General features: G+C 33.0%; 20 protein-coding genes. 2 read left to right on the forward strand and 18 right to left on the reverse strand.

The window, feature by feature from the left end:
* Positions 1-64: 64 nt before the first annotated feature.
* From CC92_RS0107520 to CC92_RS0107545, 6 genes are all read right to left on the reverse strand, one after another.
* Entirely contained in the window at positions 65-487 is a 423-nt protein-coding gene (locus tag CC92_RS0107520) for a VOC family protein (RefSeq protein ID WP_029503525.1), read from the reverse strand.
* Positions 488-924: 437 nt separating this feature from the next.
* On the reverse strand, positions 925-1,314 hold the full coding sequence (locus CC92_RS0107525; RefSeq protein ID WP_029503523.1) for a DUF6483 family protein: 390 nt from the start codon (positions 1,312-1,314) through the stop codon (positions 925-927).
* A gap of 43 nt (positions 1,315-1,357) precedes the next feature.
* Positions 1,358-1,711 (reverse strand): hypothetical protein, encoded by a 354-nt coding sequence (locus CC92_RS0107530; protein ID WP_029503522.1) that lies wholly within the window; start codon positions 1,709-1,711, stop codon positions 1,358-1,360.
* A 199-nt stretch (positions 1,712-1,910) separates the two neighbouring features.
* Complete coding sequence (locus CC92_RS21535) at positions 1,911-3,005, reverse strand: DUF5780 domain-containing protein (RefSeq protein WP_051650781.1); 1,095 nt, start codon at positions 3,003-3,005, stop codon at positions 1,911-1,913.
* Between the two features lie 636 nt (positions 3,006-3,641).
* Positions 3,642-6,461, reverse strand: coding sequence for an ABC transporter permease (locus CC92_RS0107540; protein ID WP_029503520.1), 2,820 nt, complete (start codon positions 6,459-6,461; stop codon positions 3,642-3,644).
* A 40-nt stretch (positions 6,462-6,501) separates the two neighbouring features.
* Positions 6,502-7,206: an ABC transporter ATP-binding protein gene (locus tag CC92_RS0107545; protein ID WP_334290908.1), complete on the reverse strand. Its 705-nt coding sequence runs from the start codon at positions 7,204-7,206 to the stop codon at positions 6,502-6,504.
* A 153-nt stretch (positions 7,207-7,359) separates the two neighbouring features.
* Here CC92_RS0107545 and CC92_RS0107550 point away from each other — a divergent pair, with 153 nt between their 5' ends.
* Positions 7,360-7,911 carry a TetR/AcrR family transcriptional regulator gene (locus CC92_RS0107550; RefSeq protein ID WP_029503518.1) on the forward strand — a complete coding sequence of 184 codons (552 nt, stop codon included), beginning with the start codon at positions 7,360-7,362 and terminating at the stop codon, positions 7,909-7,911.
* Positions 7,912-8,013: 102 nt separating this feature from the next.
* On the opposite strand, the gene CC92_RS0107555 is transcribed toward CC92_RS0107550, so the two are convergent.
* The 11 genes from CC92_RS0107555 to CC92_RS0107605 all read right to left on the reverse strand — a co-directional run bounded on the left by CC92_RS0107555 (position 8,014) and on the right by CC92_RS0107605 (position 19,750).
* Positions 8,014-8,511: a pyridoxamine 5'-phosphate oxidase family protein gene (locus tag CC92_RS0107555; protein ID WP_029503517.1), complete on the reverse strand. Its 498-nt coding sequence runs from the start codon at positions 8,509-8,511 to the stop codon at positions 8,014-8,016.
* A gap of 401 nt (positions 8,512-8,912) precedes the next feature.
* The gene (locus tag CC92_RS0107560; protein ID WP_051650780.1) at positions 8,913-9,755 is read right to left on the reverse strand and encodes an alpha/beta hydrolase; all 843 of its coding nucleotides are present in this window, start codon (positions 9,753-9,755) and stop codon (positions 8,913-8,915) included.
* Positions 9,756-9,960: 205 nt separating this feature from the next.
* Complete coding sequence (locus CC92_RS0107565; protein ID WP_029503515.1) at positions 9,961-12,003, reverse strand: M13 family metallopeptidase; 2,043 nt, start codon at positions 12,001-12,003, stop codon at positions 9,961-9,963.
* Positions 12,004-12,199: 196 nt separating this feature from the next.
* Positions 12,200-13,039 carry an aminoglycoside phosphotransferase family protein gene (locus tag CC92_RS0107570; protein ID WP_029503514.1) on the reverse strand — a complete coding sequence of 280 codons (840 nt, stop codon included), beginning with the start codon at positions 13,037-13,039 and terminating at the stop codon, positions 12,200-12,202.
* Positions 13,040-13,769: 730 nt separating this feature from the next.
* The gene (locus tag CC92_RS0107575) at positions 13,770-14,831 is read right to left on the reverse strand and encodes an FAD-binding protein (protein WP_029503513.1); all 1,062 of its coding nucleotides are present in this window, start codon (positions 14,829-14,831) and stop codon (positions 13,770-13,772) included.
* Positions 14,832-14,921: 90 nt separating this feature from the next.
* A complete protein-coding gene (locus CC92_RS0107580) occupies positions 14,922-15,143 on the reverse strand; it encodes a helix-turn-helix domain-containing protein (RefSeq protein WP_029503512.1) in 222 nt (73 codons plus the stop codon).
* A gap of 10 nt (positions 15,144-15,153) precedes the next feature.
* Positions 15,154-15,630, reverse strand: coding sequence for a DUF2975 domain-containing protein (locus CC92_RS0107585; RefSeq protein WP_029503510.1), 477 nt, complete (start codon positions 15,628-15,630; stop codon positions 15,154-15,156).
* A gap of 526 nt (positions 15,631-16,156) precedes the next feature.
* Positions 16,157-16,981 (reverse strand): class I SAM-dependent methyltransferase, encoded by an 825-nt coding sequence (locus CC92_RS0107590; protein WP_051650779.1) that lies wholly within the window; start codon positions 16,979-16,981, stop codon positions 16,157-16,159.
* Between the two features lie 193 nt (positions 16,982-17,174).
* Positions 17,175-17,777, reverse strand: coding sequence for a GNAT family N-acetyltransferase (locus CC92_RS0107595; RefSeq protein WP_051650965.1), 603 nt, complete (start codon positions 17,775-17,777; stop codon positions 17,175-17,177).
* A 149-nt stretch (positions 17,778-17,926) separates the two neighbouring features.
* Positions 17,927-18,448 (reverse strand): GNAT family N-acetyltransferase, encoded by a 522-nt coding sequence (locus CC92_RS0107600; RefSeq protein WP_029503507.1) that lies wholly within the window; start codon positions 18,446-18,448, stop codon positions 17,927-17,929.
* A 519-nt stretch (positions 18,449-18,967) separates the two neighbouring features.
* Positions 18,968-19,750 (reverse strand): PHP domain-containing protein, encoded by a 783-nt coding sequence (locus tag CC92_RS0107605; protein WP_029503506.1) that lies wholly within the window; start codon positions 19,748-19,750, stop codon positions 18,968-18,970.
* A 158-nt stretch (positions 19,751-19,908) separates the two neighbouring features.
* On the opposite strand from CC92_RS0107605, the gene CC92_RS0107610 reads away from it, so the two are divergent.
* Entirely contained in the window at positions 19,909-20,226 is a 318-nt protein-coding gene (locus CC92_RS0107610) for a tyrosine-type recombinase/integrase (protein WP_029505428.1), read from the forward strand.
* Between the two features lie 188 nt (positions 20,227-20,414).
* Here the strand turns inward: CC92_RS0107610 and CC92_RS0107615 are convergent, their stop codons facing one another.
* The gene (locus CC92_RS0107615; protein ID WP_029503505.1) at positions 20,415-22,547 is read right to left on the reverse strand and encodes a glycoside hydrolase family 3 N-terminal domain-containing protein; all 2,133 of its coding nucleotides are present in this window, start codon (positions 22,545-22,547) and stop codon (positions 20,415-20,417) included.
* Positions 22,548-22,943: the final 396 nt, after the last annotated feature.

Raw genomic sequence — 22,943 nt, forward strand, 5'->3', positions numbered from 1 at the left:
TTACAACCGTTCTAATTCTACAAATACGAGCAAATACGAATTGATAGAAGGTTATACTTTGATTTTATTTAACCCTAGCATTCATAGGATGATTCTCATGAAACTGTACTAAATCCCATAGGTTTCCATATAAATCTTTAAATACAGCAACTTTCCCGTAATCCTGTACTTTAGGTTCTCTCACAAACTCAATTCCTTGCTCAATCATTTCTTGATAATCCCTATCAAAATTGTCAGTTCCTAAAAACAAAAAGACTCTTCCACCCGCTTGATTACCAATAAACGTCTCCTGCTCTGGTTTAGACGCTTTGGCAAGCAATATCGTTGTTCCATTTGAACCTGGAGGTGATACTACCACCCACCTTTTATCTTGTTCCGCTTGATAGGTATCCTCAATCAGATTAAAATGTAATTTTTTAGTGTAGAAATCTATCGCTTTATCATAATCTTCTACAACTAACGCAATATGAATAATCGCTTGTACCATTGTATAGCTCCTTTCTCTTCTAAAGTTTTAAATCATCATTACGTAATATATTTCGCATATTCGTTTTATCGATTTAATATCGTTAATTTATATGACATATGTTAATTATTAATATTATTAATAAAGATACTCATACAATAAAAACCCATCAAAATAAATCCCACATGAAATGAACGATGGTTGGAACTCATATATGATTTATCCAAATTATACCTTTTTCATATATAAAAAATCAATGAAAAGGTATATTCACAAGAACCAATCAAACACATAGAAAACCTCTTTTGTTAGATTATCTTAAATAACAAAAGAGGTTTTTTAGTTTTAATGCCTACCATCTTATTTGAATAGGAATATATCTGTAAAAGATCAGTCCCTTGCTTCTAATACCAATATAATTTCATGACGATTATCCCTGTTGTCTGCCTAGATTAAGTCTACTCTGAGATTATACTAAACAGTGCATTTACCATACTTCCATATCCATAAATTTCTGATACATATTTTAACCCTTCCGCTATTTCTCTTTTAGAATAATCATGATCACTCAGAAAATCATCATCTTTATCATTTAAATATGCGTAAAATATAAGCGCTCTCTTATATTGTTGTATATCCTTGGAATTTAGCTTTTCAAACAGCTGGTTTTCTGCTTCGTTAATCTGTCCCTGATCTATGAGGTTAAGTAGCTCATCATACTTTTCTTCTGTCTCATTTACAATAATAATCAGTTCTTCCTTCTTTTCTGTATCTATATTAAAAAGCAACTTTAATAAAGTTCTGATTACTTGATGAATTAGACGCATAATATAATCTTCTTCAAACATACGTTTCTCCTTTTTTTTATTCATATAAATGATAAAAAAGGGTTCAATTATTCATACGTACTCTCATAACAACAGGTGTTTTAACCTTTGATAATATCACTCCAGACATCAAATACTTAATTAGAATAATTATTATTACAAGTAATAACCATTCATACTCTAATTTCATCTGTTCTCTTACTGGTTTTGGTTTATAGCGTTTTTTAATACTATATTTTATTGATTTCGATAGGATACTACGCTCTTGTTTCTCCACGGCTACGTTTGAGGTTAATTCTCCAAATAGTCCATAGCTTTGGATAATCCCACTCGGTATGACACTAAAAGAAATATCAATCATAAAAAGAAGGATAAAAATTCTATAAATGAACTTTTTTGAGGATGTTATTCTTTTCATGTGCCCACCCGCTCCTTCTGTATCAATAAAATTACTATATAAAGTGAATTATTTTAGTATTATAGTTAATTTTTTTCATGTACCCCATTCCTAATATTAAAAAAGGAAACTGAACAATCAATAGTTTCCTTTTCAAATTACAAATTTGTGACTTATTATTTGCATTAAATAAATAAGCAATTCTAATATCATGTATTAATTACTTTGCTTTTTCACCTTCATAAAGAGAAACAAAATCATCGTAATATGGATTCTTCCAAGTTGTTCCATCATAAGCTTCATAAGAAACAACGATAGCTTTGAAGGTGCTGATCTCACATTTCTCATCTACTGAAAAACCTGAGTCTTCTCCAAATTCACCGCCTGGAATCATATTAATATCTGAATAATCAACTTTCTTTAAATAATCTCCACCAGTAAAATCAAGAGAACCCTTTATTTTAACAGGTAAGTTGTTTTTATCCCATCCAACAAACGCTACAATGGCATTTTTAATATCTAGCTCCGTATTATTTTTCAATATAACTTGTAACATGTCTGGATACAGGCTTTTATAATTTTCGTCTTGAACAACATATTTTGTACTTAATACAGCAATATCTTGATTTTTAATAATTTCATCTAACTCAGCATTACTAATAGATTCTTCCTTAATATCTTCTGATTTTTTTTGATTTTCCACAATAACTTCTTCTATTTCTACCTCTACTGTTAATGAAGAGTCAAACTTTTTTCCTTCATATAGGGAGACAAATTCATCATAATATGGATTTTTCCAAGTGGAACCATCAAATGCTTCATACGAAACAACGATAGCTTTGAACGAACTTATACCACATTTTTCGTTGACAGAAAATCCTTTGTCTTCTCCGGTTTGCCCCCCGGGTACCAAATTCATATCTGAAAAATTTACCTTTTTTATGTAGTCACCACCACTAAAATCAATGTTACCTGATATTTTAACTGGTAAGTTATTTTCATCCCATCCAACAAAAGCTACAACGGCATCTTTAATGTCTAACTCCGTATTATTTTTTAGTATAGCTTGCAACATATCTGGATATAAGCTTTTATAATTTTCATCTTGTACTACATATTCTGTACTCACAACAGCAATTGGCAAACTTGATAAAAGCTCATCAAAATCTTCTAAAGTTAAATTCTCTTTCTTTTTGCCTTCTTTTGCTTTTTCTGTTGAATTTTTCGCATCTGTTGTACTTGAACCTTTTTCAACACATGCTGTTAATGCCAAACACATGATTCCCACTAAAAATATAGCTTTCATTTTTTTCATTATAAAATCCCCTTAAGTAAATATTCATAACCTTTAACATAAATTGGCTTAGTATCTTTCATTATATCCCATATTATTCCACGCTTCAATAGTAATAGTTAAATTTTGCTATATAGCTTCAACAAATATGTACGATTACGAAACAGATTAATCTAGCCTCTTTATGTAAAGTATTCCAAATCACTTAATGGGTAATATTTCATTAAATAAAAACCTCTTAAGTTCTTGTAAGTCTTCTCTATACTCCAGTCCTTTCTCACCTAAATACCACTCAAGGATGCTTCCATTTCCTTAACCCAACTATTGATGGTATAAGAATTGAACCTGACAATAATAAAACAACACCTATAAACCAGTTGTTAACTTACTATTAAACTCTATGTTGCTTGAGATTAAGTAATTTTTATTATATCATTACCAAGTCTAATTTACAATATATACCAGATTAGCAATACCATATTTTTCTATATGTCTAATTAATGAAATATTCAATAGCTTTTTTTAACTTAATAATTAAAAAACTAATAACAAGAGAGAAGCAGGCAAAATGACATCAGCTTATGTCCCCTATGCTCAACTTCTCTCTATCCATATTGCTCCCAATGAAGGTACCAATTAGTTTATCATTAGTTTTTACTACTCTATGCTTTTTAGAGCCTCTATCGGATCAATTACATCTAACGACCGGTCAGTTATCAAATTCACCAACAATGCAAAAACATAGGCCATTACAGCAGAAATCACATAGCTAATTGGGTGTATGGAAACTGCGAAATAAATAGATGGCATTTTAAGTGCAAAAGTTAAACCGTTTCCTAGCAAATATCCTAAGGGTAATCCAAGAAGAATACCTATTCCCGTCAATATAAATGTCTCTTTATTCACATAAAGATGTACTTCTTTATCATAAAAACCAAGTACCTTAATCGTTGCCAGTTCTCGCTCTCGTTCTGAAATATTTGTCGTAGACAATGTGAACAATACCGTAAATGCCAATCCTGCTGCCATTATAATTATGAGATAGACTACCATATTGACGAGGGAAAATGCAGATGAAAATTCCTCTTTTAATTTTTCTGTACTAATTACAGAAAGTACTCCATCTTTTCCTGCTAGTTCCTCTGAGTAATCAGACGGATTCCTAACCGTATCTGTCAAATTGGCTAACACACCATTTGGTTCATACGGGCCAAACAAACTTTCATAAACTTTCTGAGACATATACACGTTATTTCCGAGATAATTTTTGACTATTTCACTGACTTCCACGTTTGCCTGTACAAGTTTTAAATTTTGCAGAGAAACCATGTCCCCCTTTGTAAAATCCAGTACATCACCTGCATTCTGGGTAACTATAATTCCCCGTTCATCTAAACTAACTTCTTTACCTTCTATGTTTTCCAAATGAATAAACGACTCTAAGGTTTTTCCATCTGGCACTACAAGCAGTTGCACCTTTTCTTCTCTACCATCTATACTTTTTATTTTAATCGAATCAATTTGAACATTGATATAATCGGTAATATTTTCATCCTTATTGATATAGGACAGCAACTTTTCATTTTCTTTCGTAGATGCTACTGCCATTATGTCATAACGATAGGTATTTTCATATTGCCTTGGCATCAGATCAGTTACAGAATCCTTAATGGCAAATCCACAAAGCACCAGAGCAGTACATCCCATAATTCCAAATACCGTCATTATCATACGTTTTTTATATCGAAATAAGTTTCTGGCTGTTACTTTATTTAAAAAAGACAGCCTTCTCCATATAGGTGTCGCATACTCTAAGGCAACTCGTGATCCTGACCGTGGAGATTTTGGCCTCATCAGCACGGCTGGCATATGTTTTAATTCTGCATGACATGAGAGAGTCGTTGCTCCGACGATTCCAATGATAAATAATAAAATTCCTCCTAGACCATAAATCAGATCAAACTTCAAGAGATATTCTGGTAGAAGATACATTGTTTGAAAGATGATAAATATTATTTTGGGTAATACAATAAACCCAAAGAGATCTCCCAGAATTCCTCCTAAAAGACATGCCATAAGAGAATACAATAGATATTTTCTTCTAACTTCCCTGTTCTTAAAGCCCAATGCCTTATATGTGCCTATTAACCCACGGTCTTCCTCAACCATTCTGGTGATTGTTGTCAAACTGATTAGAATTGCAACAACAAAGAAAAGAATAGGAAATATGGTACCAATTGTTTCTATGCTGGCAGCATCATTTTTAATATTCCCATAACCACTTAAAGAGGTACGGTCTTGTACATACCACTGTGGCATATCAATATCTTCAATTTCTTTCCGCGCTTTCTCTAGTTTTACCTCTGCTTGTGCTCGCTTTGCCTCAAATTCTTTTTTGCTATCTATAACTGCTTCTGCTCCAAATTCGGCTTCTACATTTGCAATTTCTTGCTCTGTCTTAGCAAAGGCTTCTTTCATCTCCTGTTCAGAATCTGAAAGCTTCCTGTAAGCCTCGCCAGTAATCTCTTCATAACGCGCTTGTTCTCTTTTCCCTTTCAGCTGGGATTCAATCGTCTCTATTACCTGTGTTATATAGTTTTCATAATCCTTTGAATAGCATAACAGTTTACTGCTATCAGCCAGTGTCAGATAAACTGCTGTGTAGATATCCGAATTTACTGCTTCTGGTAATACAAAAAATGTATAATCTGTTGTAGTGGTGGAACGAAATGATGCCGCTCCATCGTTACTATTGACATCCATAACATCTGTAACAATTCCGGTAATTTTATAAACCTTATTTGTAAACGTCGGTTCCTCGTTTTCCTTTTTGATATCTCCTATCTCTTTAACTTCTTGATTATCTGCTTCATTAACTGCTTTTTTAACTGCTTCATTATCTACCTGTTTATCTGTTTCTTTATCTGCTTGTTTATCTGTTTCTTTATTTGTTTCTTTATTTGCCTCCTCTTTTGTATCTCCCTCTATTTTTGTGTTATTCTCTGCTTCCACAATTTTGTCTTCAATAATTACCGTGTCACCAATTGATTTTCCGGTCTCTTTCCTGTATTTTTCTGTTACCGCAATCTCATCTGCTTCTCGTGGAAGGTTTCCTTCTATAAGATAAGGAACATTGATTCCTGTTTCACGAAAAGTTTTAATTTCAACACTCTGCTTTTTTTCCCCGTTCTGAGTATAGACGGTTTTACTAAACGCTCCCTCTACCTGAGAAACTTCTTCCAGATCTATAAGCAACTGTACATCATCTTTAGTTAATCCCAATGTTGAAACAACACTAATATCAAAGAGCTTCTGCTTGTCAAAAAAGTGGTCCGCAGAATAACGTAAATTCTCACAAGCAGCTTTAATTCCTGTCAGCATGGTAACCCCTAAAGCAGTAATTAACATAATGGAGATAAAACGCTTTTTCCCTTTTTTCATAGAACGCCATATATCTTGATTGTATGCTTTTTTCATATTTCCTCTCATTCTGTCATCAGACGGTCTTTCGTACTTTTTACCATTCAATTTCTGCTATAGGCGTCGGATTCTCATTCTGAGTAATTTCAATTACTTTCCCACTTTTAAATCGGATTAAACGGTCTGCCATTGGAGCTAGCGCCGAGTTGTGGGTAATGAGTATCACGGTGATATTGTCTTTTCTACAGGTATCCTGTAATAACTGCAGTATCTGCTTTCCCGTATTGTAATCTAACGCACCAGTAGGTTCATCGCATAACAGAAGTTTCGGATTTTTTGACAACGCTCGTGCAATTGATACCCGTTGCTGCTCACCACCAGAAAGCTGTGCTGGAAAATTCCCCTTTCGCTCTGAGAGACCAACCTTATCCATCGTGTCCGATGCATTCAATGCATCTTTACAAACCTGAACAGCCAGTTCTACATTTTCTAATGCGGTCAGGTTTGGAACTAGATTATAAAACTGAAAAACGAATCCAATATCTGAACGCCGATAATCAACCAACTGCTTTTTATTGTATTTTGTTATATCCTTACCATCCACCAGTATCTGCCCCGAGGTCGGAACATCCATACCTCCTAATATGTTAAGTGCTGTTGTCTTTCCAGCACCGGAAGCCCCTAATACAACCGAAAGCTCTCCCTTTTCCACATGAAATGTAGCATCGTCAAGTGCTTTTATGGATGTTTCACCTGTTTGGTATTCTTTAGATATATGATTAAATTCAATGTATCCCATAATTTTCTCTCCCTTTTGTTATTCAACAACCTGTTGACTAAATTACAGTATACACATCCTGAATCCGTTCATCAATCAACAATACTAGACAGAATGTTGAGTAACTTGAAGCAAGCTTGTTGTTGTGTTATCATATTTTCAAAGGAGGATATCCGTATGAAAAAGCAACCCCAGATTACGAAACAAACCAAGGCAAACTTAAGAGAAGCCTTTTGGATACTTTATACCGAAAAGCCAGTCGAAAAGATATCCATTAAGGAAATCACTGAACTTGCCGGATATAATCGTGGAACTTTTTATCTATATTACAAGGATGTCTATGATATCCTCACTCAAATTGAAAACTATATTTTGGATAAAATACAAGAAGCAGTTATGGAATATCTATGTGTAAATGATACCTTTGAAATTTCTAAAAATATGGGTACCTTTGTGGAGCTGATGCAAACCTATTCAAAGTATTCTGCAGTACTATTAAGCGATCACGGTGATCCCCAATTCACAACCCGCCTAAAAGAAATCCTTTGGCCACTTTTAAACCGATTATTTGTCCAAACCGAGGGTTATAGTGATTATCAGATCGAGCTTTTAGCAGAATTTTATCTTTCCGGAATATTAGCCACGGTAACCAAGTGGAACTTTAATTCGCAAATGACGATTGATCAGTTTATTACTTTTATGGTTCCAACTATTTTTCCAAAGAGATAAATTGAAGCAGAAAAAAGTGGCTTCACCACTCAGGCTTATTATCTATTAAAAAAGTGTTGTAAAATGATTGCTACTGCGATCATTCTACAACACTCCCAAACTCTAATTCTTGAGTTGCTTTTCCTTTACCAATTCAATTGCCTCTTTCCCTGTCATATGCTCAATCTCCAACTCGACAAGGCAAACACGATTGAGTTGCTTCTCTATTTCCTGTAAACTCCCCTGCTCATGATTCGGCGAGTATTTTTTCGCTAATTTTTCAAGTGCACTCCTCTTTTCTGCTTCCTCTTCTAAGACACGTGCCTTACCAAAAACAATAACACTTCGAAAATAAGTTGTATATTCTTGCGGAACAACATTATCCTGATCAATCACACAAAAAGATACTTTGCTATTCTTTGTAATAGCCTCTAGCTTGTGACCAGTATACGCACAATGGAAATAGAGTTTAGAATCGGTATGTACATAACTAAGTGGGACAGCATATGGATAATCATCATCTCCATGAACAGCCAATACTCCAGACGTACCTCTGTTGAGGATTGTTATGCTCTCCTCTGTTGACAATGCCTGTTTTATTCTACGCATTTCTCTAAACATGTAGACACCTCTTTCATTGAATTTTATATGTTTGTTCTTTCTACTCACTATGACCAATAGAATAAATAAGGAAAAGCAAGTCATGATTGCAAGCTTTTCCTTGTCTTTAATAAGAGACATAATCAGCAGCAATTTATAGAAATTAATTTTAAAAAACATACCATAAATAGAAAGATAAATCAAGCTTATTGTTAAGCTTATCTATCTTTCTATTATTAAGCTTATCTATCTTTCTGTTAAGAGGTTTCCTTTCTGAATTGAAGGAATTGATCCGCTCTGATGAAGTCTAAACACTTTACATGAAATTACTCATACGATAAATCAAGAAAATTCTACACTCCATTGGATTATGTACAGTTTAAATTCCACCCGTTATTCACTAAATATATAGGTGTTATGAATTAGTTACAGTTCTTTCTTAGAAATCTTTCTACAATATCTAATACTTCATTACCCCAAAATGTTGGTGGACAATGATTTTCCTTTTCTAATTCATAATACTCTACCTCTTTATCGAACTCTCTTAACTTTTCAAAGAAATCACGACTATGTTTTATGGAAACAATTTCATCCTGCATGCCATGAAACATCAGTATTGGCGGAATATTTCTTTCTTTGGATAGATATGTTGCGCAGGATGCACTTTTCGCAAGATTTGGGACGTTTGAGATATGATCTGTTCCCAATAAATCCTCTATCGGTCCCTTTCCCTCTGAAAGCATCATATCAGTCGGTGCACAATAACTAATGATTCCTTTAATCTTATAAGTCCCTTTGTTCTTTCCTTCTAAATCAAGTTCACCATAATCGGCAGTAAGCCCAGTCAAAAGTGCGATATGACCTCCCGAGGAATCCCCGCTAATAAATATATTCTCAGTATCAATATGAAACATTTCTGCAATCGACGGGATAAAACGAATGGCATTCTTAGCATCTATCACTTGCGCAGGGAAAAGAGCCAATTCTGATTCCCGATATTGCACCTGTGCTACTGCAAAACCTCTTTTTGCTAATTCAGCACGATCTGGTATGTTATTATACATTTCTTGTCTGTGCCATGCAGAACCTTGGATAAATAGAACTAATGGATATTTTTTATTTTCTTCCCAGTTTCGTTTGTATGGTATGATTAACTGTAAATACCTCTTACAATTTTCATATTCAAAATACTCGACATCAGGAACATATAACCACTCTAATTCTTTCTTTTCTAAATCTAACTTTGTTAACTGTTGTATTGCCATAGGAAATCTCCTTATTCAATATTTATATATAGGTTAGGAATTGTCGTAGCTCTTATATAATTTATTAAATACAAGACCAACTAACTATTTTATTCCACATAAAACAATAACGAATATAGATGCATCGTCAAACTCATTATCATTACCTTTACAGTAAGTTTGAGCAATTAAATATAAAAGAGCGGGACATATCCTTATATGACACCTACCATATACTTACACGTTTCTCTGGTGGCACATACATTCCATCTTTTTCTATAACATCGTATACATCGTAAAATAAATCATTGGAACTCAACACTGCATTCACTCGAATGGTATTGTGTGCATGATCATTCGTAAGATAAACTAAAGCTGCAAGATCATCCGACTCGAAACCTTCCGCCTTGCAATATGCATAATTTACATATAACTTTTTTAAATCTTCCTCTTTTGTTAGCAGAGCTGTCACACATGAAATTGCACCAAGATCAGCTATATTTTCATCTAAGGTAATATCTCCATTGACAAAAACGCCTGGAACCATCTGAAGCGAATTATAATAATCTACCACTAGCTGTGTTCGTTTTAAATATTCGTCCCTATCTTCCTCGAGCCACCAATTGATTTGATTCCCATCGCTATCATATCTAGAACCTTTCACATCAAATGCATGTGATATTTCATGTGCGATTAACACTCCAACACCGCCAAGATTTGTTGCATAATCTGCATTTTCATCATAAAATGGTGGTTGAAAATTAGCAGCTGGTAAAAATATTGTATTCTGTTTCTCATCATAGTAGGCATCCGCGGCATAAGTTGGAGAACGCCAGGTTATTGCTGAATTTGTCTGCTGTAACTTAGAGTAAGCTTCCATGGTCTTCTTTTGCTCAATCTCAAGTAGATTTGATAATAAACTTCCCCCTTGGTTTACAGATTTAATTATTAGATTTTGTTTGTATTCTGGTAGTTGTTTCGGGGATCCAAGTTCTACTTGAATTGAAGCCAATTTCTTCCTAGCTTGTTGCTTCGTTATGTCTGACATCCAAGTTAATTTGCTTATATTTTTATCATATTGTTGAAGAATGTCTTGAATCATAGCTTGAATATCTTCTTTTGAATCATCGGTTAGATACTTCCTTGCATAGAGCTGCCCAATCTCCTCAGACATCACTTGAGTAGTTGTCCATACTGCCTGAATATCAACTTCAGAACTTTCTTCTACAACATCCATATTACTTTCAGAATTCATCCCTCCATAGGTTATTCCACAATCAAACTCCCGATAAATACAGTACATGGAATACTCCTTTAGTAACTGAAGCGATTCTTCGCTTAAATATTCATTCATCAATTCAAGTAGTTTTTTAGATTCTTTTGTATAAAGTTTTTGCTCCTGTTCGAATCCCATATGCTTTAATAATTCGTATACGTTTATATTAGTAATTATTTTAGCAAGTTCATCACTGGTATATGTAGTAACTTCTTCATCGGTACCCTTATACTTCTGCATTTCCCCTTTCAGAAGTGCAAAGTTTTTCTCAAATTCTATTAATTGTTTTACTGAATATTCTGCTTCAGCATCCGTTTTCCCAAGAAGCATGAAAAATCCATTTGCCTTGCTCACATATTGTTTATATTCTTCAGTTTCCTCTAAATGCTCATAGCTTTTTTGCTCCAAAGAAAGAGATGGTAGTTCAAGATATGCACTATATTCTTTCGTATTTTTTGAATCAGGTGCAATTGTAATACAGAATAAATTATCCTTTCCATACTTATGAGTATAATCTGCGACTGCATTCACGTAATCTTGTACTGTTGTCGAAGTTCTAATATCCCTCATCACATCTACTAATAGATTCCATTGCCTTCCTTGATCCTTAGAACTTCCTTTCGCACAATAATAAATAGAAAGTATATTCTTTTCAATACTACCATCTGCTAGGCTTTCTTCCATTTCCACCAAATCACGTATAATACCTTGAATTTTATTATTTGAATCTATTTCAAATTCTATTTTCCAATTCCATCGCCCAAATCCTTGTGTTAATTTCTCCTCAATAAGACTTTTATTTATACTTTGATAAAAATCCTCCGATGGTTTGATTTGATTACTGATTGAACCGTTTGCCTCCTTATTCGTAACTTGATAATAATCGGGATATTCCCCATTTCTTGCTGAACACGCTATGAATCCTATTAATAATATGCTGATTGTCAGGATAGCAATTATCGTCTTAAGTATCGTTGGTTTATTATTTTTCATTCTCCTCCTCATATAAGACTAGCACTTTAAAATCACTTAATAATTAGCTCCAACATAAAATTAATTCACATTTATTTTATTCCATATTATACCACTTATCTTTTGTCTTTTTTAGTTTGATAACACACTTAATAAGTTAACCTCAGCAGTTAAGGAACCTCTTGTTTACACAAGTCTATAAAGCAATCTGTTTATTTTAGTAGTTTCTAGAATTATTTTGATTTGTCGCTATTTTCTCGCAATGTTCATTTACCAATTGAACCATCACTCGTTTTTCATTATCTGAAAGCCATTCTCGTAATCTTGCTGCAGCAACAGGCAACTCCCATCGATTAATATCTTCAATATTTCTTTTTGAAATCATAAGATATTCTTTTATATATATCTTATATATATGATGTTGAAAAAAAGAAAATAGTTTTCTCAAAACCCAAGGTGCCTGTGCAACTTCTCCATACTTTAACATAATGCATGTACGCGCAACATCAGCACATGCATCCCCTCTGCAAGCGGTCATCCAATCTATAAAAACCGCTTTATTATCTGTTATCATAATATTCCCTGGATGAAAATCAAAATGGCATAATTCATCGCCTTCGGGCAACTGCATTAAATATTTTCGAACGATTTCCTTATTTTCATTAGAAAGTACATCTACAGCATTGACATCCTCTTCTAGTTTCTCTTTTACTGTGCAGATATTATTTATAATCGGTATTTGTAAATCTAAATGGTAATGTGCTAATTTTTTTGCATAATCATTAATCTTCCACAACGAAGTCACCATGACTTTTAGCATATCTGTTCCTTTAATTTCTTCATATATTATTCCTAATCTGTCATTTATCTCAACCATATCATATACTTTAGGAATACAATCTAATTTGTTTTGTATGTAATTACCATTTCGATATTCTCTTTCAATAATTTCTTTCGAAATTCCATGCCGAAACAATTTTAATATTTTATTATCATCAAGCCTGTATATTTCAGCTGTATTACCTTGCCCTATCATGTATTCTTTTTTGATTTCCATGTGGTTCCCCTCTATTCGATAGCATAAGTTATTTATATTACACTTTATCCAACCATAACGATAGGATTTCCATTGGGTATACCGATATGTTTACTTAGTTATTGCTGTTTAATTTATATCTAACTTTACATTAACATCAATTTCTTATTTGATAATCACGCTACAAATTCTAAATTCGGTTTAATAATGCTATTATAGCTAATATATGAAAAACATTCTACCATAATTTGTATATTTTAAAAAGACCTCTAGCACATGGTCACTTAATAATAATAAGCTTTTATAAAGATACACAAATATGAGATTACATACATCTAATAATCATATATATTAAATGGTGGCATTTTCTATAAATGACAATCAGCAACTTGCTGATGAACTCAGAGAAAAATACATCAAACCTCTACCAGAAGGGAATTACACCAGCACCAGTAAAAAGGAAGAGTGTTGATGACCTTCTGGGTAAGCACTATTAACTTACTTATAAAGTTAAAAAAGAAGGTTCTTAACAAAGAACCCTCTAATTCTGGCAATCTGCTTCATTACATTAACTAACTCCTAATAATCCAAATGGTTCCTGGTTCATACATGCAGCCGGTTTTGCTATTGTCCCATAACTCACTATCCACTTTTATGGATATTTTAAAGCTATTCGGTGAATCACTTTTTTAGCACGTATTACGACAATGATTTTTCTAGCCATTCATCCAGCATTCCATCCTCGTAGCTACTACTTAATACTTTGTAACCCTGATTTCATGGCTAACTGTCTTAGAAATGGGTGAAACATTGCAGGAGATTTTAGATTTTTTAAAAGTATATTTAGTTTAATCTTCTTTACTTTGTGTTCATATCTGCCCAAAAATCCTTCTATTCCCTCTTCCAAACTTTCTGCCAAGTATGCAGAACTTTTTAATGCATAGCTGATTCCTTCTGCTGAGCTAGGACTGATTGCACCTGCCGCTTCCCCAATCAGAGCTATCTTATCCCTTCCAACATAAAATTGTGACACCTTCTTAGGTCTATAGATAAATGCACCCTCTGTTTTTATCTTATCCTTAAAATCAAAACCCAACTCTGTTAACTTTGTCTTTAATATCTCGTACTTCTCTCTAGTATTCTCCCTTGGTCTAAGAGCCGCCCCTAATAATATATAATTGTCCTTAGGTATTACCCACGAATAAAAATCACTGATTTCTTCATCAAAGATAGCTGTGTAATAAGGTATGGGATTGGAACACTCATACCATTCCTGAATTGCAATGTAGGTTTCAGGCATATTAATATCTTTACTAATCGTCCGCCTTATCTTAGAAATGGCACCATCTGCACCTACAATAACTCTTGTTTTTGCAGTTATCTCTTGCCCCTTATCCTTATATCTAATTTCATAACCTTCTGGTATTTCTGTAAACCCCTTGAAAATAGCATTAAACTTTTTATCAACATTATCTGGAATGAAAGACACTAACCATCGGTCGAATTTTTCTCGATCCATATTATAATAGAATCTTTGATATAACCTTTCTAACTGATTCGTCAAATCTATCGTTCTCACCGCAAAAAGCTGCGGGTTCACTAATAGGTCCTTTGGAATTCCTAATCCCAACTTTGCAATCATTTTCTGTGCATCCGGGGATAATAATCCTCCACAACATTTATGAAAGTGATTTTGAGGATTTTCATTCTCCATATCTCTTTTATCTATTAATAGAACCTTATATCTACCTCCAATAAGTCGTGCAAGGTTAGAACCCGCAGGACCAGCCCCTACAATAACAATATCATACATAACTACACCTCATAAACTTCCTTTATTCCATATCTGAAAAAGGTACTTCTCTACCTTGTAAACTATGGAGAGTATACAAAAAACATTTCCTCATCCTTGCGATTCTTCCTCATATCTATATTCCAAAATATCACCCGGTTGACAATCAAGTGCTTTGCAAATGGCTTCTAACGTGGAAAATCGAATGGCTTTCGCTTTCCCATTCTTTAGTATAGAGAGGTTTGCCATAGTAATTCCAACCTTCTCCGTAAGTTCAGTTACGCTCATTTTTCGTTTCGCAAGCATAACATCAATATTAATTATTATTGGCATGTTCTTCACCTCACACTGTCAAATCATTCTCAGATTTTATGTCAATTGCATCTTGCAATAACCTTTGAAGAACTGCAGCAAAGACAGCAATCACCATACCAACGAAGACAGGTATCAATCCAAAGAATACAAGCCCTGGAGCATCATCTTTGTCCGCTACCAGATAAACAAATGGCATAATTATTACATAAACGAAGCTAAATGCACTGGCACAGCGCTTTATGCTCTTGAGCGCATTCACAGAAAGCTGTGAGAAAGCTATGTTATTATCAATGTAACATAAAAGTCGAAACGCATGATATAACGCAATGTAAAATGGGATAGCAGATACATAAGCGCCTGCTATCAATGGGTATAATATATGTGCGTAATCTTGATTGATGGGGTCAGTAACCAGCTTCACAACCCCAAATATACATAAAGCAAGAACTGGACTTCCAATCAGAAAAATAGCAATTTTTAGAAAAATTGTTGAATACCGTTTCATAATAAACACCTCACATTTCAATTATGTATTTAGAATATCACGTTATTTATCGTTTATCAATATATTTTTATTATTTTACATATGTTTTTTATTGAAATAGAATGTTGATGTGTTTACATACAGAATTAATAGAATATATCGATAGGGTTGCATTCAGCTTGCATTTCGATTTGCAATTAAGGTAGAATATATTGATACTACTCACATTCACATATTTCTGGAATGCCAGTCTTACATCATAAGTATAAAATATAGACATATCCCCCCTTTCCCCCAACTCTTTTAGGATATATGAATCTTAGGAAAGCAAAAAAAGACTGGTATCAACCAATCTTTTTGTAAGCCAAGGTACAACCACTCATAGATATTTAATTTTTTAAAAACTCAGTCTCTAATCGGAAGGATTGCATACGTTTCACAATCATACACCAATTCCGAGTAAAATAACTTACCGTGTGTAGCAGATCACTTTCATTATAGAAATAAAATTTCCCTAAAATATTTTTATTTCTGCCTACTTATGCTTTTATTTTCTAACAGCCCTAATTGCTACATACGAATTCATATATTTATCGAATAGTCCACCACCGTCACAGTCTTCGAAAATATCAGTTATCTCAAAACCAGCTTTAATGATACCGCCTATCTGTTCTGTTAATGTATGGCTAAAAGCTATAGGTTTTTTCTCATCATACTTTTGTTTTAACTTTTCTTCTGATAAATCTGTTAATGGATTAAACGGCAAGGAATGTCTTGTGATAAGAAAATCTTCCTTTTGATAATCTGGTTCAAACATGAAGACCTCTTCTTTTATAAAACCCATCATTAATATTCCACCGCTTTTAATAACTCTGGCACACTCCTCCCATAGAGGCTGAATATGCTCAATATAACAATTCGATACTGGATGAAAAATCAAGTTAAATGAATTATCATTAAAAGGAAATTTTTTCGACATATCCGCTTTTACAATGTTTATTTCATATTTCTCACGCTCTGCAACAACTCTTTCATTATCAAGCTGTCTATCAGATAAATCCATAACCGTTACATTTGCGCCATGTGCAACAAATACTGGGCATTGTTGACCACCCCCGCTTGCTAAGCCTAACAGATTCATACCTTTTAAAGGTGGAAACCATTGTTCTGGCACCAGTTTCACTCCAGCTAAGGTGACCTTCAGCTCACCATGCTTAGCACATAAAAATTCTTCATGGCTAATTGATGTGGCTTTGTCAGTCAAACATTCATTAATATTATCCCAGACCTGCGCAATTATGGATTGATAGTTAAGATTTGTAATAGTTCTATTATCATCTATTATCTTTTCTTTAAAATTTCCAATGCTCATTTTATGTATCCTCCATAGATTTCAGCTATTAATGACGGGAAATTGTATCGTGAATTTATTACCATATATAAAAATGCACGCTTCGCGAAACTTTTCCATGTCATGAATAAAAATCGCAAACCCTTGTTTTATAATGATTTGCGATAATTTTTCATTAAACATGATACAGGATTTAAACTGTTTTTTCCTTATTCTAAACAATTCGAGAACGACTATGAATATAAAACTCTTCCTGACTCGGTTTGAATTTCTTCTCCATTTTCTCAAAAGCAGAATCAAATTTCTCTACTTCTTTCTCATCAATATCATAAACATCACTCTCTTTATAACACCATTTTTTCCCCTCAAGACTTCCTTCTCTTAGTTCTTTAACGAGCATGGCTGACGGATAGTAATCATTCTTTATGCATACATTATATTTTTTACAACTCTTAAAGCCACGTGAAACATAATTATCGGGATTACCAAAAATTACAATCGTATCGTATCCTAATTCTTTTGCTTTTTCAAACGAATATTCTAGCAATAACTTTCCATATCCCATTCTTTGATATTCTGGAAGGACACTCACAGGACCAAACGTTAAAATCTGCTTTTCATACCCGTTTTCATCCATAAGCTTTGCTTTGGTGTACATTACATTCCCGATAATCATATTATTTTCTTCAAGAACAAAATTTAATTCTGGTATAAAATCGGGATGATTCCTCATGATATGAACAAGATAATGTTCATTACATCCTGGAACATTCAGATTCCAAAAAGCCTTCCTTGTCAATTCCTCTACTTCGCGCATATCCTTTGTCTGTTCATTTCTGATATTATATTTTGATTCTATAGTTACCAATTCCTTGTCCTCCTCCAAAAAATCCTATTTATCATCTCACAGAATTATACCATATAATATATTCTGTATTCTAGTTAAATCAATTACATGCTAGTATTCTACGCATTTATTTCTAATTCATATTGATAGTCTGAAAACTCTAAATCTGTCCCACTCTTCTTATAGGATTTTTCACCAACTATCTTAAATCCAAGTTTTCTTACAATTGCATTTGACGCTGCATTTTCCTTATTAACAACAACTGTTATTTTTTTAGCATTATGTTGTTTGGCATAATCTATCATCCCTTGTGCCATTTCTGTTGCATAACCATTTCCCCAGAATTTTTTATGTACACAATATGCAATATCATATGCAACTCCATCTTCACTTGGTATAAAACTACATGTTCCAATTCTCTCGCCTGTCATTTTTGATTCAGATATAAGATAACAACATGTCTCATCCTCTCCCAAAGTTTCCAATGATTTACGATATTCCTCATCCATATTCTCAAACGACGGGTCTGGTAAATACTCTCCCATTTCCGGGTCATTCCAGACACTCATTGCAAACCCAACATCCGTTTTTTCAAACCCTCTCAAATATAATCTTGGGGTAGTTACTTTTTCTATCTTCATACTTGTAACCTCTATTAATCCTAGATTTTCTTTATATTGAAGCAATTTAATGTCCTTGCCCTCCAGTCATAGAAAGGGACTTTCCAGTAGATCCATTTTAAACGTACTCATATACATACTCAAATTAAATAGTGAAGCATTTTGTAAAGATTGCGTACTAATTAATCCTGCCTTTTAAGCTTTATCCTCTCTTTATTATCTTGCCACTGAATAGATAAATCCACATTCAAATAGCTTGAATGTCTTAAATTTCATATAGCCAATATTATAGTATTTTCTATATATTACCACTCTCTTCTTCACCTCGTCAAATCTTATACGTTTAGAACCTACTATATCCCTGTTAAAATTCTATACTTTCCTCTGCTAAGACACTAGTACAATGTATAACCTTTTATGAGAAGTGTAAATACTACACTTTCTCTTCAGTTTGTTCTGTGATTACCAGATTTGAACTGTTTGAACATTACCAGAACCCGCATAGAAAGGAGGTTTTTCAATCTCTGATACTGGTTGCACCTAACTATTTATTAAACAATTGTTAAGTTCCAATATTCTATCACCAACATCTTCAGGGCAATGAGCATCCGATGCTGTAATGATTTTCACATTATTATTTTTCATTATTTTTAGCATTTCTTCATCCATACCTAGCGTAGCTGTATTAGGACAACGTCGAAATACTCCACTATTTTGTTCTGCGTACATATTATTTTTTGAAAGCTCCTTTGCTAAACTATCATAATAATCCGTTAGAGAATATGATGGTTTTTGTCCAAAAAGTTTAATCGAATCGGGATGAGCTATACCGTCATATATGCAGCTTTGAGCAAGTGAAATAGATGTTTCAAAATATCTATGATATATTTCATCGACATTAATTCTATTCCAATGCTCTGCCTTATGGTCAAAGGCAAAATCATCAACAAAATGAACGCTACCCAACAAGAAATCAAAATCTTTACCTTTAGTTAATTCTACAACTAAATCTTCAAACTCTTTAAAATAGCATATCTCAAGACCAAACTTAATCTTAACAGGAAACTGATTATTTCTGATTTGTTTGATAAGTGACAAATAATTCTCTAGTTTCAAAACACCTGCATTTCTATGGAACCATGTATCTATATAATCGCTATATGCACAAACAGAATCATACATGGGAACAAATTCTTCAAACCGATAACAATGCTCAAGAAGCCAAATCTCATCTAATTGCTTTTCAACTGCTTTGATAACGAATTGATTTACCCATTCGTGCGTATATTCTCCTCGTTCAATATGAATATGACCATCTACCATACTACCACTTCCCTATTTATAATTTATTGAAGGAAATACCTTAATGATTTCAATTTTTTTCCAACTTAATAATATCATATTTGGTAAAATAATTAAACTAAATATTTCAGTAGTCTGTGTACACCAATTATTAATGCGTATCATCTACACTTTCTTAAATGGTGTTTAATCCCGATGGTGAGTTTATCTTTGAAAAGAATAGGGAACGACTAACTGCAAGAGCAGTAACCTATTGGCTAAGTAAATATTGCAGAGATGCAGGAATTACATATAAAAGTCCTCATTGCATAAGAAGGACTACTGCAAGCCGATTAAGCAAGACTGGAATGCCACTTGATAAGATTCGGGATATGCTAGGACAAGTTGATGAGAAGACAACCCTTAGCTATATTTACAATCCAAATACGGAACAAGAAAACTTGAACATTATGAATAATGCTCTGAATAGTAGCCACAAAAAGAACAAGAAAAATTAGTGCACATACGATGCACATATCTGCGCACACAAAAAATCCCTTGAAATTCAAGGGATTTCGTAAGCACGAGACGGGATTCGAACATTCCCCGTCCTCTACAAACCGCATAGAAAGGAGGTTTCCAACACATCTTTTTTCTGCGGACTCAGGAGGGGACTCAAGATGTACGTGAAAAATATATACTACTTTTAATTTAACCTTAGTAATCTATTCTTCAATTCCATAATCCTTAAATTAGAATTATCGATTTTTGTTAAGTAAGAATTATCAGACTTAATCAATTCAATTATAGCTTCATAAATATCATAGAAGTCATCTGGCATAAGTAAAATATCAATACCTGCTTTAAGTGCCATTTTAGCAATTTGCTCATTTGAATAGTTTTCAGTAATAGGTTTCATATTTAATGAGTCCGAAATAATAACTCCTTTAAACCCAAGATCTTTTCTCAAAATCAAATTGCATGTTGACGGTGATAATGATGACGGACATTGTGATGTGGTTATAGTCTCAAAAACTGCATGCGATACCATTATTAGATCTGTCATCGATTCAATTCCTGCTTGGAAAAGTTTAAATTCTGTTTTATACATATCATCAAGACTTCTAGTTATTATTTGTGTTTTTTCATGTAAATTACCATCAATTGAACCTATACCAGGAAAATGTTTCAAAGTGGTTCCAATATTAAATTCATGCATTTCTCTTACAATTTCTTTAATCATTTCACTAGCATGTTCCGCTGTGACCGTAAAATATCGTTCATTAACATTATTACTAATATTTATATCTGATACAGGAGCAAAATTTATATTAATATCGTTTAAGCTTAATTCTTTCCCCATCTGCCTTCCAATATTTTTAGCTTCGTCAAGAGTTGTTAGCTTACCCATAGGCAACATTTTCTTATTGCTAATTTGAGGATATAGCCAATTAACGTTACCACCTTCATGATCAATTGCAATGAGTATATCTTCTTTTGAATTCTTTCTTATAGAATAAATTAAGCTTTTGAGTTGTTTTTTACTTTTTATATTATCTTTAAACAGAACAATACCACAAATAGAATACTTTTTTAAAAAGTCCACGGCCGCCTTATTTAAACTTTTACAACCATAAGTATTTGCAATATAGTCTAAGCTCAACATAAATAACCTAGATATATTACTATAATCAGTAGGTTCTTCCGAAGTAGCAGATAAGATATCTACTACGTACTGATATTCATTTCTTTCAAACCTGGTAATAGTACGATAAATCTGTGTTGCCTGATTAACATATTCCTCATGGCGGTTATAATCTAAAAAAAGTTCTCTTATTAATATATCTTCATATCCATAATCATTTGAATCTAAATTTGCTTCTTTTATATAATCCTTATACTTTGTATATATTTTCTTACATGCTAACCTTATACTTTCTTTATTAGTAATTATTTTGTCTGATTGAATTTGCATAATGCCTAACGTCAATTCTTTTCCAAACAGAATAGAATATATATTTTCAAAGAATCTCACTGTGTTAGGACGATAAAAGTTCTCTAGAATCATTAATGAATATATTACACTCGTTAGTATTTTATTATCTTTAGCATTTAGTTCCGTTCCAAATTGAATACATTTTTTGTATCTATCTTGAAAAGTTACATATCGACGTTCAATATATTTTTCCTTAGATTTATCAGGATATATTTTGTCACCATCAAACCTGTTGCCCAACTTATCATATACCCATTTTCCACTTAACGCTAAAATAATCAACCATATTTCATTCTTTAATTCATTAAACGGAATGAAGAATAATGATTCTCCTGTAAAATATTTATGTAATAAACATTCATAGTCAAGAAACAAATTACTAGAATAATAGCAAAATGGACATGTTTTAGTAATAAATGCAAAATAACTAATGATTGATATTAGTATTCCAACTATTGCCATCTGAAACTCATATCTAAAATTATAAAGTTCTTTTTGATGCTTTATGAATGCCTTATGCAAGAACCTTAGTACATAATACATAGGAACAATCGTCCATATACCAATCAACTTTTCCTGATAATCTAAACGTGAAAATAATTCTGCTAATAAGAAAACTACAATATTAGGAAATATAACGCTCCATAAAAAGTTAGCACGAAATGATATTTTTTTCTCACTACCACTAAGAAAATTTACTGTGCCATAACTCCAACCTTCTATTTTATTATCCTTAGTTCCATTACCAACTAAACAAATTAGAAATAAAATTAGTATGGAGATACAAAGAAAAAACATATTTACTTTATTATTAACGTTAATCAATATTTCTAAGTATTTCATCCTTCCTCCATATTACTGTGCTTACTTTATTATTAACTACCTATAAAAATTACCATATATAGTCAAAAAAAACAATAGTAATATGTGTTTACCGGTTACTCGCTTATTTTTACCTCAAAATGTACGAGTAAACTGTTATTGCAGATTTTTATGACATTTTAGATCAAATCACAAGTTATTTATACCTTTGATATTACATACTACTTATGTATATATGACGAATAGAGTTGTTACCGAAAGAATCGCATGACGATTCTTTTTTATTACTCAAGATTAGATTTGCTGAAATGTCACCTCCCATTTCATAGCATAAGGTTTGAATTCCTTCGCTTTACAAAACTTCACAAACTTCCATTATTCGATTGAGGGAACCAGTCGTCCATAAGACTGTCTTAC

The sequence above is a fragment of the Lachnoclostridium phytofermentans genome, from assembly GCF_000733755.1.
Taxonomy (GTDB): domain Bacteria; phylum Bacillota; class Clostridia; order Lachnospirales; family Lachnospiraceae; genus Lachnoclostridium; species Lachnoclostridium phytofermentans_A.